The organism is Nostoc sp. MS1, assembly GCF_019976755.1.
Lineage (GTDB): Bacteria > Cyanobacteriota > Cyanobacteriia > Cyanobacteriales > Nostocaceae > Trichormus.
This window is the reverse complement of record NZ_AP023443.1, coordinates 159958-172787: the sequence shown is the minus strand read 5'-3', so window position 1 is coordinate 172787 and position 12830 is coordinate 159958. Positions and strand designations below refer to the sequence as shown.

21 protein-coding genes are annotated in these 12830 nt (G+C 39.8%); 17 read left to right on the top strand and 4 right to left on the bottom strand.

Going from position 1 to position 12830, the window contains the following annotated elements:
- Positions 1-5: 5 nt before the first annotated feature.
- From NSMS1_RS33190 to NSMS1_RS33145, 10 genes are all read left to right on the top strand, one after another.
- Positions 6-287 carry a hypothetical protein gene (locus NSMS1_RS33190; protein WP_224095737.1) on the top strand — a complete coding sequence of 94 codons (282 nt, stop codon included), beginning with the start codon at positions 6-8 and terminating at the stop codon, positions 285-287.
- 75 nt (positions 288-362) lie between these two features.
- The gene (locus NSMS1_RS33185; protein ID WP_224095736.1) at positions 363-548 is read left to right on the top strand and encodes a hypothetical protein; all 186 of its coding nucleotides are present in this window, start codon (positions 363-365) and stop codon (positions 546-548) included.
- A gap of 10 nt (positions 549-558) precedes the next feature.
- Positions 559-915: a hypothetical protein gene (locus NSMS1_RS33180; RefSeq protein WP_224095735.1), complete on the top strand. Its 357-nt coding sequence runs from the start codon at positions 559-561 to the stop codon at positions 913-915.
- Positions 916-1110: 195 nt separating this feature from the next.
- On the top strand, positions 1111-1248 hold the full coding sequence (locus NSMS1_RS33175) for a hypothetical protein (RefSeq protein WP_224095734.1): 138 nt from the start codon (positions 1111-1113) through the stop codon (positions 1246-1248).
- A 68-nt stretch (positions 1249-1316) separates the two neighbouring features.
- Positions 1317-1865 carry a WGR domain-containing protein gene (locus NSMS1_RS33170; protein ID WP_224095733.1) on the top strand — a complete coding sequence of 183 codons (549 nt, stop codon included), beginning with the start codon at positions 1317-1319 and terminating at the stop codon, positions 1863-1865.
- Between the two features lie 87 nt (positions 1866-1952).
- Complete coding sequence (locus tag NSMS1_RS33165) at positions 1953-2234, top strand: hypothetical protein (protein ID WP_224095732.1); 282 nt, start codon at positions 1953-1955, stop codon at positions 2232-2234.
- A 65-nt stretch (positions 2235-2299) separates the two neighbouring features.
- Positions 2300-2608, top strand: coding sequence for a hypothetical protein (locus tag NSMS1_RS33160; protein WP_411908704.1), 309 nt, complete (start codon positions 2300-2302; stop codon positions 2606-2608).
- On the top strand, positions 2608-3498 hold the full coding sequence (locus tag NSMS1_RS33155) for a hypothetical protein (RefSeq protein WP_224095731.1): 891 nt from the start codon (positions 2608-2610) through the stop codon (positions 3496-3498). The genes NSMS1_RS33160 and NSMS1_RS33155 overlap by 1 nt, the downstream gene beginning before the upstream one ends.
- Positions 3499-3559: 61 nt before the next feature.
- The gene (locus NSMS1_RS33150) at positions 3560-3721 is read left to right on the top strand and encodes a CopG family transcriptional regulator (protein WP_224095958.1); all 162 of its coding nucleotides are present in this window, start codon (positions 3560-3562) and stop codon (positions 3719-3721) included.
- A gap of 70 nt (positions 3722-3791) precedes the next feature.
- Positions 3792-4139 carry a hypothetical protein gene (locus NSMS1_RS33145; RefSeq protein ID WP_224095730.1) on the top strand — a complete coding sequence of 116 codons (348 nt, stop codon included), beginning with the start codon at positions 3792-3794 and terminating at the stop codon, positions 4137-4139.
- A gap of 149 nt (positions 4140-4288) precedes the next feature.
- On the opposite strand, the gene NSMS1_RS33140 is transcribed toward NSMS1_RS33145, so the two are convergent.
- Positions 4289-4669: a hypothetical protein gene (locus tag NSMS1_RS33140; RefSeq protein ID WP_224087844.1), complete on the bottom strand. Its 381-nt coding sequence runs from the start codon at positions 4667-4669 to the stop codon at positions 4289-4291.
- A 769-nt stretch (positions 4670-5438) separates the two neighbouring features.
- On the opposite strand from NSMS1_RS33140, the gene NSMS1_RS33135 reads away from it, so the two are divergent.
- Positions 5439-6881, top strand: coding sequence for an RtcB family protein (locus tag NSMS1_RS33135; protein ID WP_224095729.1), 1443 nt, complete (start codon positions 5439-5441; stop codon positions 6879-6881).
- Between the two features lie 57 nt (positions 6882-6938).
- Here NSMS1_RS33135 and NSMS1_RS33130 read toward each other — a convergent pair whose 3' ends face one another.
- The 3 genes from NSMS1_RS33130 to NSMS1_RS33120 are packed head-to-tail and all read right to left on the bottom strand — an operon-like array spanning position 6939 to position 8322.
- Complete coding sequence (locus NSMS1_RS33130) at positions 6939-7463, bottom strand: hypothetical protein (RefSeq protein WP_224095728.1); 525 nt, start codon at positions 7461-7463, stop codon at positions 6939-6941.
- A gap of 11 nt (positions 7464-7474) precedes the next feature.
- A complete protein-coding gene (locus tag NSMS1_RS33125) occupies positions 7475-8029 on the bottom strand; it encodes a GNAT family N-acetyltransferase (RefSeq protein WP_224095727.1) in 555 nt (184 codons plus the stop codon).
- 14 nt (positions 8030-8043) lie between these two features.
- Positions 8044-8322 (bottom strand): hypothetical protein, encoded by a 279-nt coding sequence (locus NSMS1_RS33120; RefSeq protein ID WP_224095466.1) that lies wholly within the window; start codon positions 8320-8322, stop codon positions 8044-8046.
- A 132-nt stretch (positions 8323-8454) separates the two neighbouring features.
- On the opposite strand from NSMS1_RS33120, the gene NSMS1_RS33115 reads away from it, so the two are divergent.
- The 6 genes from NSMS1_RS33115 to NSMS1_RS33090 all read left to right on the top strand — a co-directional run bounded on the left by NSMS1_RS33115 (position 8455) and on the right by NSMS1_RS33090 (position 12828).
- Entirely contained in the window at positions 8455-8709 is a 255-nt protein-coding gene (locus NSMS1_RS33115; protein WP_224095726.1) for a hypothetical protein, read from the top strand.
- A gap of 963 nt (positions 8710-9672) precedes the next feature.
- Positions 9673-10488 (top strand): hypothetical protein, encoded by an 816-nt coding sequence (locus tag NSMS1_RS33110; protein ID WP_224095725.1) that lies wholly within the window; start codon positions 9673-9675, stop codon positions 10486-10488.
- 213 nt (positions 10489-10701) lie between these two features.
- Positions 10702-11232 (top strand): hypothetical protein, encoded by a 531-nt coding sequence (locus NSMS1_RS33105; RefSeq protein WP_224095724.1) that lies wholly within the window; start codon positions 10702-10704, stop codon positions 11230-11232.
- On the top strand, positions 11192-11761 hold the full coding sequence (locus NSMS1_RS33100; protein ID WP_224095723.1) for a hypothetical protein: 570 nt from the start codon (positions 11192-11194) through the stop codon (positions 11759-11761). The genes NSMS1_RS33105 and NSMS1_RS33100 overlap by 41 nt, the downstream gene beginning before the upstream one ends.
- Positions 11710-12111 carry a hypothetical protein gene (locus tag NSMS1_RS33095; protein ID WP_224095722.1) on the top strand — a complete coding sequence of 134 codons (402 nt, stop codon included), beginning with the start codon at positions 11710-11712 and terminating at the stop codon, positions 12109-12111. The genes NSMS1_RS33100 and NSMS1_RS33095 overlap by 52 nt, the downstream gene beginning before the upstream one ends.
- A gap of 39 nt (positions 12112-12150) precedes the next feature.
- Complete coding sequence (locus tag NSMS1_RS33090) at positions 12151-12828, top strand: hypothetical protein (RefSeq protein ID WP_224095721.1); 678 nt, start codon at positions 12151-12153, stop codon at positions 12826-12828.
- Positions 12829-12830: the final 2 nt, after the last annotated feature.

The window sequence follows — 12830 nt, the reverse complement described above, 5'->3', positions numbered from 1 at the left end:
ACAGTATGTTTGTTGTTCAATCAGAAAATTCTAAAGCTAAACAGATGCAGGAAATGCCTGAATTTACTAAAGTTAATTCTTTGGAAACAACAAATGCTGTTTACTCAGTGGGAAAAATCATCAAGTTCTGGGATTTAGGCGATCGCACTTGGCTCAAAGGGAAAATTACAGCAATCACGCAGTGCGAAGGATATTTTGTTAGCGCCACAATCTCGCATCAGAACTTCAAAAAGAAGCGAGAAATTAAGATAAATCGAGAAGATTGGTTAGATACGAAAAGTGAATAGTTTATCAATTGCTGCTGAATTTAGGAAAAGCAGTTACTACACAAAACAGAGCGTGAAATTGAGAGAAATTTTAATATGTCAACATCATCAGACCGCAACGATAAAGACCACCCTAACTACACATTTATCCCACCAGTTCAATACACACCACAACAAGTAAGAACTGGTAACGAAATTGTAGAAATCATAAATGACTCAAACCTGAGTGACACCCAAAAAAGTAATGCTGTTTGGTTAGTGCTGAATAATCAAAATAGTTAAGGAGTTGAAAATGTCTACTGATTTAGTAACATATTACGGTCAAACTCCGCGTCTTGACCAATTAGTTTCAAAATACGGTGACTATCTTGAAACACTCAATCGAGAAACTAAACTCTTGCTGAGGATTGTACTATCAACTTATGTATTAATGCAGCAAGAGTATAGTTGCCAGGAGTATTCAGTTTCAGCAGCATTAGAAGATAGTTTATGCGAGTTAATCATTCCTGATACAATTCCCCAAGATTTATATGATATCTGTACTCTGTTAGAGGGGGTAAGAGTTGATGAAGCTGAATCAATTTTAGACGCTCTACAACATCAGCTCTCAAGCAATTCGCAATTCGCAGTTCGCAATTCGCAATTATGAAAAAATTAATTACTTCGATTAGAGTATAACACCTCAGCTAATTCGCAGGGGTTTTCAATTTTTGAAAAACTAAAAATCACGAGTTAGTTACTAGTTTATTTCTACTGATTTAATTGCGAATTGTGACTTGCGAATTGCGAATTGGAGAAGTTGGGGCAATGCCCAAGCCAATTGAAGAGACTTGAGGGCAAATATATGTCGAAAGATTTTGACAAGTTTATAAATACACTGTTGGCGAAAGACCTTCCTCAACTCCCAAAGCCACAGCGAGAATCATTTGATGATTTCGAGAAAAGAATTTTAGGCGTATCCAAACCTAAAACTAAGAACTAACAATATCAATTACCGATGAATATCTTTAGGTATTCATCGGTACATCAATTATTTACTGAATTAAAACTATGGAAACATACCTTGTTTACGTGGATACTGCCAGTAACAGCAACAAGTTCTGGTCAGCAAAAGTCGAAGGAACACAACTAACTGTTGAGTGGGGGCGAGTAGGCTATAAGGCACAAACGAAAGTTCATCAACTGAGTAGTCAGGGACAAGCTATTAATAAGTACAACAATCTAGTTTTTGAGAAAAAAGCTAAAGGTTATCAAGAAAGTCAGCCTCAGATTGATTCTAATCGCTCCATTTCTGAAATTAATAGAGCAATTAGCCTACTCAATAATTTACGTTCTTATGTGGAGAATCGAAATTTCAATGCTGTTTATATCCAAACACTCAACGAATATCTGAAAATCATCCCTACACCACTGGGGATGCAAATTGACCCAGATAGGATATTCCGCAGTGTGGGAGATGTAGACCATCAACGACAATTGCTCAATTCTCTAGTTCCTGCCACTCCACAAGCTGTAACTCAGGCTAACCAAGTACCAGAATATCAAGAGAAAGTTGTCAGCTTGAGGGGGATTAACAAGAATCTCTGGCGGTATTTTTAGAATTGATTACATCAGTCAACTTAATTAGCTGATGTAAAATTATAAACAACTACAGCAATTTTAATCATAAAGAATAAGGAGCAAAAAGTGGCAAAGATAATTGTCAGTTCTTGGGAATCAGAGGGCTATGGACATAATTCTCATTATGATGAACAAATAAATCCTCAATACCTAAAAATCAGAGAGATATGTGAACAATTAGGAATTGATATTCCAGAAGTGGACACACAAATTACATCTCTTTACACAAGAACACAAATTGTTGCAGATGAGGTGGTATTAAATTATGTAGAGTCAATTTACCGTAGTGAGGCAGATGGAATTTCACCATATCAATTAGATCCAACTGACTACATCAATGCAGAATAAATAATCATATTAACCCAGTCATATATTTGGCTGGGGAATATTTTTAGAAGTTTCCAATAATAGCTATGCTAAAAATTATTGAGAAATCTAAAATATTTCACATGGACATAAAAACCATCTCCGTAATATATCAGCGCAAATTTAACTTAGGCGATTACGAATCAGTAGAAGTAGGTTGTTCTTTGTGGGGACAAATAGACCCAGAAGATGACGCAGAAGGTGCTACACAGTTTTTATTTGAGCAGGCGAAAGCGGCTGTTAAAGAAGCTGCAATGCCTTTGATTAAGTCTTCTAGTCATCAAATGCACAAAGCACAAATGTATAAACAACAAACTGCAAAGCAGAATAATAATGATGATTTGGAGAAGTTCTAATGGTAACTGAAATTAAGTTAGGCTTAGGTGAACCACCATATCCTGTTTATCTCTATGTAGATAAAGAAGAAGCGAATAACTTTACATATAGTTGGCATCATTGGGAGCCTAAACAGAAAATAAAAACACTTGTACCTCAACGGTCATTAACAGGATATATCAGTGAGTTGAGGCTAACATCTGTAGATTTTAAAGGCAAAGACAACATGAAGCTAGACATTGTTGTTTTTGCGGATCAGTTATACATCGTTAGAAGCGGTGTAGAAACTATGTTCACGAAGTCGTTTCTTCTAGCGGCATCACTAATAGAAGATTTTACTCGTCCTATCACAATTGTTGCTAATCCTGGTGATGAGAAAGTAGTCTTTTGCAGTGTTTTTGATGCTCAAACTAGGTCAAGAATCCGCTATAAGTGGGATACAAATGCTGATTTTGCCAGCATGATTCTTGATATTCAATCAAGGTTGTCTTTCACTACTAAATATGACCTTGATGATGAGGATATTTCTGGTATGGAACAACCAAGTACAGTCAAATCTCAATCAAAAGCTCCAGCATCTAAGTCAAAGACTCCACCACCAGTTCACCCTCAAGATGCGCGAGTCCGACAAATTCGCATACTGTTGGATTATCCGGTTGACCTGATTAAAGAGTGGCTCCAGTTTCAGGATGTAAAAGCTCCCAGTCAGCTTCCACAAGCATCTATTGACGAACTGGTGAAAACCATGTGTCTAGCTTGGGCGGCGGACAAAGCTGATCCTTATCGTGGTGAAACTACTTATCAGCAGCAGGTGTTGACGGCGATCGCTTCCGGCACTGATGAAGTCACCGCTATCAAGGCTTGGATGAACTATGTTGTAGGGCAGAGGGCGGCTGTGGCTGCACGGTAAGAATTTACATTGTTATAGACAGCCTATTAGGTTGTCTTTTTTTCTTAAACATCAAAAGGAGATTGTTATGGTCAATAAAAAATGGGCAACCAAGCGCATCACCATCAATTTAGCTTCAACTGAAGTAGAGACATTGGAAAATTATTGCACTGCGACTGGTAGACCAGCGACAGATGTAATTCGGGAACTCATTCGCACATTGGAATTACGAGCAAGCGCTTGAAGTTGTGCAAATGGTAATCGCTTCACATAATTGACAGTTTTAGCTGTCTTTTTTTTCTTCAGGAGTATATATGCAAAATAAACGAACCACCCACGAATACCAAGTGCAATACGACAATCACAAAATCATCCTGCGGCCCATACAACGCCGTAGAAAGAGCGACTTGCTCCAAAGTCTTTTGTACTCCATAACTCTCGCCTTCGCACTCAGCATTTGCTTTTCGGGAGTAGGGGCTTTGGGGTCTTGGGGAATGGAGATTATCGCTGCTAACGCTAACCCGACGACAAGCAGCAGTTACCATTGGCAAGCGCGAAAGAATATCTGTATGGGGTTGATGCTGGTAGGATTGTCGGGATTTTTAGCAGGCTTTTTAGGGGCTGCTTTAGTTAGTGAAATTGCGGGAGAAATTGACGAGTGAGGAAATTTACAGTAAAAACGATAGCCCCTGGTTTTCAGGGGCTATATTCAACAAAAGAACTTATCAAGCGAGTGCAGTAGCGATGGCATCCCAAATTGTTTGATGCTCTTTGTTTTGCTTTCGTCGGCAGTGGAAGGTGCGGATTGTGTTCACTGAACTATATTAAAACTTCTGAACTTCTGCCGCAGTTGTGCCGCTAGCTTTTTACGGGCAGTATCCCCAGCTATTTCGATAGATTTCTCACTAGCGTCACGAATACAAGATAAGGCAACATCAGGGCTACGGTAGGCTGATGCAATACGGCTGACTACATCAGAAATGGGTGAACCAACCAGCACCAAAGCTTTCTGCTTTAGCCTAGTCCACACATTGCGATCATAGTTACCGACCAGAGAGATCGCCTCATTCACCAATTGCGCTTCTTCCTCGTTGGCAACAACTGACTTCAAACCAAATTCCTCATCCTGCAACAAGTACAGTGAGATTTGGTCAAGAGTCGCCATTTCCATCGCTGTTATTGATTGAACCATTTTGTTTAACCTCCTTGTTTATTCCCCAACCACTAGTGGTGGACTTTTGAGCAATGTTGTGTGAGCAACATAGAGAGTTAAACTACTCCAAAATAGTTCCTATTTTTTGCCCAAGATTGATTAATCTGACTTCTCTGCTATGATCAACTGCGGCGCGAAGAGACTCGGCTAAGATAGTATCTGTGTTAGGCGTTAACTTCAATGCCCCGCCCAGGTAGCCCAAAGACTTGCAGAAATAGTCTGTTGGGTTGAGCAGCGCCAATCTTTTGACTTTTGCATGATCGTCAGATTTGTAAGCGTTTAATGCTTGTTGCTGGGCTTGCGTTAAAGGTTCACCTAACTCGTCTAGGATTAAAGCGATTGCAGATTGTACCTTTTTCTAGAGTTAATTCGCTTGAGGTTGCTACCATTTGAGTGACTCCTGAAATTAAAACCGAACTTTAGATTGTGCTGCCTCAACTTGACACTGGTATAAAATATGCCGATTTTCTGCCAGATGTTTACGGGCTATACGGGAAATATAACCTACTATGCTGTCATGTTTGAGCTAAAAATAAACTTAAGATTTTCTAGAAGTAGACTTGCGATTTCCTCAAAGTTTGTGCTATCAAATTTTTATAACCTTATTTCTAAAACTCACCTGTTGTTTTCTCCATAACTCTAAGAAAGCAACTTTTAGAAATAACACCAGACGCGGCTGCTGAACCCACGTCTTTTAACTCTTCAACATTAACTAAAGGATCTAACAAACAGATCCCGTAAGATATTCATGCAGCCAAAAAATCTCAAGCGTCTGATGCGTGCTTTAGCACGGCTTGGTCTAGATGTAACATACAATGACCAAGTTTACTCTGTTCGTTTATCCAATGCACCCAATGCAGCAGTAGCAGAAGTCCTTTTACCAGAAGGCTTTCCTGTAGAAGCTAAGGCATTCAAACAGTTAGCAACTTTGGCAAATATTCGTCATCCAGCAGGTGGGTGTGTCTGTCGTGCCTGTGCCACACCAGACTTTCACCCTGGTGATGCAGGTATTGCCATTGGTTCAGTAGTAAAAACCCAAGATATGGTTATTCCCACTGCTGTCGGGTCTGATATTAACTGTGGAATGCGCCTTCATGTGGTCGATTTAACTATCGATGAATTTTTAGCAAAGCGTGACTTGTTTGTAGAACGCATGAAAGGAGATTACTTCTTTGGTACTCGTGATGTCACAATGACGGCTCAATCCATGCGAGCTTTGTTCCAATATGGAGTGACTGGTTGGTTGAATGCAATGTTAGACCAACCAACTGGTAGTGTGGTCAAATCTGATTTACAGCAACTTGCCATTGAGAGCGATCGCATATTTTTGAATGGTTCAATGGATGGTGATTGGAAATTTGCGCCGATTGAGTTGGTTCCTGATGATGGATTAGTCCGAGATGGTTCCTTGGCTACTATCGGTTCGGGAAACCATTTTGTAGAAGTACAGCGAGTTGAGCGAGTAGAAAATCGCGCTTTAGCCCATGCTTGGGGAGTGCGAGAAGGACAATTGGCGTTCATGATTCACTCAGGTTCGCGCAATGTAGGGAAGTACATTGGTGGTATGTGGCGAGATCGCGCTAAAGCTGTTTGGCCAAAATGTCTGAAGTACCCCGATGAGCAGATTTTTCCTCTTTCAACTCATTCCCACCCAGAGTTAGTCGAAAGTTATTTACAAGCTCAAGCCACTGCTGCCAACTATGGCTTTGTCAATCGCTTATTGTTAGCGGAGTTGCTCCGTCTACGGTTACGCTCAGTTTATGGAGATGTAGAAGCCCCTTTAGTCTATGATTTACCCCACAATATCACCCTAAGAGAAAAAGACCGAACCTGGATAACACGCAAGGGTGCAAGTCCTGCTTATGCCGGACAGCCAGTGATTATTCCTGGTTCAATGGGTACTGAGTCTTACCTGATGGTGGGTCAAAGCAATCCAGCTTTCTGCAACTCTGCTTCACACGGAGCAGGAAGACTTCGTTCTCGTTTTGATCTCAATCGCCGGGGTGCATCTCAAAGTGAAGCCGAATTAGGTTTAACTGGGGTAGACTGTATTACCTTGCGTTCAGAACGTAGAATAGAAGAAGCACCCGCCGCCTATAAGCCGATTGGCTCTGTGATTGATGCACAAGTTGAAGCCCAGATGGTGGCAGTAGTCGCCCGTTTGAGTCCGGTGCTGACCTTTAAAGCTTAGATATACCCTGGTTGGACGTATTCCTTAACTGTAGATAGGGTACGTTCAACATCTAAATCAAGCTGATAATTTCTCAGCGATCGCTTGATTGATGATTTGTTGCTTGAGTGAATCTGCTGCTACTGCGGCAATGGTCTCCCAATCTTGAGGGGTTAATAGTAACTCTAGTAACTCGCGTAATATTTCTCGGTTAGAAATAAACTCCTCACCATAAAGCTCATTATTTCCAAGAGTCAAAAGTATATGTTGTCTTACTTCTGATGTAGGTAATCTCAATTTTTCAAGTATTCTTTCTCTTGCGGCTTTAACAGCAATTTTTGTAGCTGAACCTAAATTCCAGTCGTTAAGTAATAAACGTACTTCTTTATTAAGAGAAACACGCAACGTTGTTAAACGCCCCAATAGTTCACCCGTTAGTATGAGGTCGCCAAATGCACTTCCCCAATCTAATCCAGCACCGATATTACCTCCAACAAGCTCCTCAGCTTGGACAGCTTGCCGTAAATATTCTTCATCAAGTAACAAATTCATTGGGTTGGCTGGTAGGTTATTTTGATTTTCGTTAAGTTCGTGCTGACTCATTACCCGACACCTCATCTAGAAGAACGCCATACCCCGTACTCAAAATAAATCAAATCATCGTAATCTTCGTCTTCTCCCAAGTCCATCATTCCTTGGTTATCGTAGAATTTTTCGGCTTCAGGTAATGAATGTAAACCTACTCTACCGTTATAACCTAGTTCTAGGCTACGAGTTCTAGCAAAAGCTAACAGTGCAGTACCAACACCTTTATATTGAGGTGGGCGTTGTATCATCTCTCGGTTCCAAGGTGCAGATGCAATACCATCAACATAGACCAGTCGCTTTCCTGATGCTAATCGTGAGCCGTGCAGTTGAGTTTCAATAATCATTAAACCTTGGGTTTCACCTTCATACTCGATAGCGTAACCTTCTCGGTTTGGTTGCTTATTAATTACGAACTCCAGTTTAAATTCCCAGTCCCAAAATTTGTCTCCTTGAGTGAATAATCTTAATTGCTCTTTCCATGAAGAGGTGTAGTCATTAGCATGTTTAGTTTGTAGCTCAGTTAAATCTGCTTCTACAGTTATATTATCTTGACCCCTGATTAGCTTAACAGTTGTTCGCATTGCCTAAAATTTTATCAATTCCTTTCTACAGGAGTAGCTTCACTTTCTTGTAGCCACTGTAAAATAGTTAAAGCCAATTTCCAGGATTCTTTCCTATTCCAATGAGGCAAATGATTTAGTATTCTTCCTGTCAATAATTCTGGTTGTTCTAATCTTCTACTACGAGCAGCGATTCCATCCTTAACTAATTGCCCAAGTGTAGCTGCTTGATTACCACGATAGTCAGGCTGGTTTTTAATTTCATCAATAATCCACTCAGGGACAGTAATGGTTTTAAATCCTGGTTTTGGCATACATACTTGTAAATCAATTCTTTGATAGTACGGCAGTTTACGTCATATATGCAAATCTGGTGCGGTATAGTATGGTAAAGGAAAGCGAAAACTTAACTTATTCATGTAAAAATTTTGATTAATAGGCGAGTTATGGATCAAAAAATACACATTTTTGAAGAGTTAGACCCGTTAGTTTTTTGTGAAACTTGGGGATTAACTTATGAAGAAGCATCGAAATATCTAAAAATTAAAGCCCGGACAATGGCAGCTTACGCCTGTCACGGTAAAGTAACAAGACGTAATCCATCTTCTAGAGTGAAAGCCCTAGCAGCAATGCAGCATAATATTTGGATTCAACAGGGGAAGCAACCTGTAGATAGTCGTCAGCTACTTATAATTGCTTAAGCTTGAATCAACTGAAACTTTTATTAGAAAAATTTTCTATAAATAGAATTTATCAACAAAGTTGTCAACAAAGTCCATTGCCCACCAAGCGTGGGTATTTTAGTATTTAAACAGTTCAACAGTTCGACCAGCCAATGGAGCAGTTAAGCATAAAAGAATGTCGAAATCTATTAAGGATTCAGTCGAAAGACACAATAAACCAATATTTAAAAACCCTGAAATTATTTGGGAATAAATACCTAAATTGGCAGCAAATCCAGCAAGTTTTAGAACTTCAAATTTACCTGGGATTAAAGCATGGGAGGAACAGTAAAGAGAACTTCCGCCAAATGAGCCGCCAGCAGATTGAAGAAACATTCATAAGCTACGGAGTTGATGTAAATGCTAGATTACAAGTGTTACAACAAACACATAGAGACTCAGTACAACGAAAGGAGGTTAGAGTAGTCAGTCTCTTAAAAAAGTGAATTGCTGATTAAATGCCAAATACAATCGACTACACAGTCAGGGCAAGGAAAAAAGCATATTTTGCCTTTGATGACAAACTACATTAATACTGCGAAATTTTCCCAAAAATAGGCTTGTAGAAGGCAGCTAAAAATCATAGATAGGAATAATACAGCAATGCTACAATGCTCAAATGCCTGCCTAGAGTAGATTCAGCAGAATGTTAGCAAGCAGAGTGTACATATTTTGATTTCCAGACCCGGCAAAATGGGTACATATTTTTTCTGATTGGGGGTTTATGTAGTACAGTTGCTCAAAAGTACGAGTGTCCATATATACGGAGATATTCTCATGTGTACAAGAGAACGAAATACACAAAAACATCATTTGATGGTAGGACTGAAGAGATAGAAGTAGAAGAAAAAAATTCGTCAGGATTGTTAGAATTTTGTACAGCAATCATGACAATAACTCTCTCAATATTGACAGCCACTTTAATTTTGCAGAATTTCAACCATGCCAGTAGTATTCGACGATTGGATAAGCCAATCAATCAACCTGAAAAGGCAATGCCAGAAAATACGAGGTTGCACAATTAGCGATCGCACTTGGTATGACTGGGAGAGAATAGCAGGTGCAGTGTACGCACAAGGCTCTAAAGTGTCGGAGCGTAAATACACACAAGAGCAGACAAAGATGCTGCTGTGTTTGGCATGGTATAGAAAGCAGTATCCAAAGAAAAAAGTGACTTATCGAAGTTTGAGAGATTATTTTCAGGCGAACGAGTTCTTGTTGGAGGAGGTATTTTCCAAGTATTGTGAGCAAGTAAATTCAGGTGAGGCTTTCGTAGCGGATGAGGTTAAGACTAGCAAGGAGAAAATTGCTTTAAGTGAGGTGAAAAAGTGCTGCGATCGCATTTTAAACCGGGAGATATCGAGGAATTGTTGGGCTAGTTGGAAGCAATATTTGGGGATACCAAAGTATGAACGCTATGTGGATGAAGGCAAAGCAGCATTGCTGACATATATGGCCTGCTGGCGGCAAGATCATCCGACAAAAAAGTTTCCATCAGTGACTCAAATGTTAGTGATGATGAGGCATTGGTCACGTCGAGCGATGAGTATAGAAACGTCTTCCAGTGCCAAGATGTGGCATCGCTGGCACATGAGCGGGTGTCAGGGTAGAGAATTACATCTTTACTTGGCTGCTTGTGGATATAGAGTCTCACCAAGAACTTTGTATAAGTGGGGAGATTTTAGTAAGCGAAGACATTACTCAGTTTCTGAACTAAGTCAGTGGAAACAAAAAGCATCACAAAGGAGAACAGCATGATCCGATTATTAGACATATTTAATAATACTTTGGCATCCACAATTAACTTTGTTTGTGGTGGGAAATATTGCAATTATTGCTGAAAGAATCCAGAATACAGAACTCAGAATCCAGAATAAATAGGTTATTTAAAGATGTATTTATTTCTGCTGGCTCCTGAATCCTGAGTCCTGAGTTCTATGCTCACAGTTTTAATCATTAAGGAAAAACAAAATGGCACGTAGAGGCGAGTTAACAGTACAAGCAACAGATACAGGAACATCTATTGAGACACAACCTACAAGTATAGTCAGAGGAAAGCCCCAAAATATTACACCAGCGCCGTCTGCTCAAGCGGTGGTAATTGAGGAGTTACAGATAGCCTTTGATGATGATTTACGATTAGCTATTTTTAAACGGCTAGTCAAGGATCAACAAATCATTCAAAAACAAGCATCGGATGAAAAGAAAATTGCTAAGGCGATGGAAATTGCCAGATTAGAAGCCATTGAGCAAGCTAAAGATGAAGGTAAGCAATTAGCAAGAGCGGAAATGGCGCAAAGAAAAAGGGAGCAATTAGCAGCTACACAAAAGTATTTTATTGATGTGGAGTTATCCCAACTAATAGACGCTTGTAGTTATTTAGGCTACGAAATGATGAAGCAGACAGTTGAAGGTTTTGCATCTAATGTTGGCATCACTTTGGAGTGGAAGGATTTGGAAGATGGACAATTCGAGTGCATACCCAAAATCGCTGGAAGTTGAAAATTCATCTCCAGATTCTGTTGCCTCATCTTCCCCCTGTCTCTCACCTGAAATTCAGGAGTTTATCGACACGGTAAACGCTGGCAAAGGATTCGCCAATATTACGGAAATTATCTCGGCTGAAGTACAGCGCCAAATTGAAGGTCAATTAATAGATTTTCAGGCAGCGATCGCACAGACGAATTTGGCAGCAATTGAAGTGTTATCCCAAGAATTGTTAAGGATAAAAGAGGAGTCAGCAACACTAACTGGGGTGATGGAGAGATTAGCAACAGCCGTCGCCCCTGATTTACCACCAACAGAGGATGAAGTTGTCAGTTTTCAGGTAGCGATTAACAACCTAGAGAAGTACGGGAACATCATTCCTTCTCAAACAGATATTATCCTTGCACAATCACGACTTAAGCAAGAGAGGGCATGGTCACTAGTATGGCAGTCATTAACAAAAATGTTGGTTAAGAAATTGGAGAAAATAATTTGCAAACAGCTTACTTCCACCGAGCGTACTGGAACTACGAAAACAACTTAGGGATAGCCAAAATACATTACCCTGCCTTGGGGATATTCGCTTTGTTGTTTGAGAATGGCACTCCTATAACCAATGTCAACTTCCTAGATAAACAAGAATTTTCTTATTACTGGCAGAAATACCAAAAACAGGGAATTACATTACATCTGGGAATGAGAGTCGGCATAGATACAGAATTAACCAAGGTAATTGAGAAGGAGAATGTTTTTAAGTTTCCTGATATTAATTTGGAGATCAAACTAGATAATAATACCCGTCATTTTCGCTCATTAGATGGAGAATGGACAGAATTTGAAGATGATGTATTTGTTGAATATCAACCTTGTGATTCTTTAATAGATGTTAAATGATATTTAGAACTCAGAAATCAGAACTCAGGAGTTAGAAGAATGGTAAAACCAAAATCAGAGGCTTCCAAAGATGCCAAAGATGGGGCATTAACTCTATCGGATCTAAGCGGTGATGTCAGTAAGGCGATAGTATTTCCTGATTCACACTTTGGTTTGGAGTCAGCAGTTTGGGGAAATGCTCAACGTATTGCTGATATGCTGCCTGTGGATATCAAAGTCTTTGGAGACTTGACCGAGGAAGATGTAGCTTCGGCAGTAGATAAAGCCAAAGGTGCAGAATTTCAGGTAAAAAACTGGACTGAATACTCGACTGCTATTAGTCGTTATCTCAAAGCTTTATATAAAGTGCGAGAAAAGCAAGCTGAGGTCAGCGAAAATGTAGCCGAAGCACGAGTACAACAAGCTGAATTAGAAAAGAATTTGGCGACAAGTCTCGCTAGTTTGGAATCAAAATTCAGACAAGTTGTAGGTGGTTCACGTTCAGCGATCGCTGGGATACAGGATGATTTAGAAATCAGTCTAGGGCGAATCGCCTCACAGTATTCAGAAGGGAAGGCGAAAAAGCAAGAGAAACTCCAAACTGAGAATACTAAAAAAGAACCAACCCCTTATGAAGAACAAACCAGTTCTTTAGTTAATAGATTCCGCGAAATAAGGGAGCAACGGTATGAAGGTAGCACTTTTGGAATTACACAACGAGTTAAGAAAGCAGGTTAATT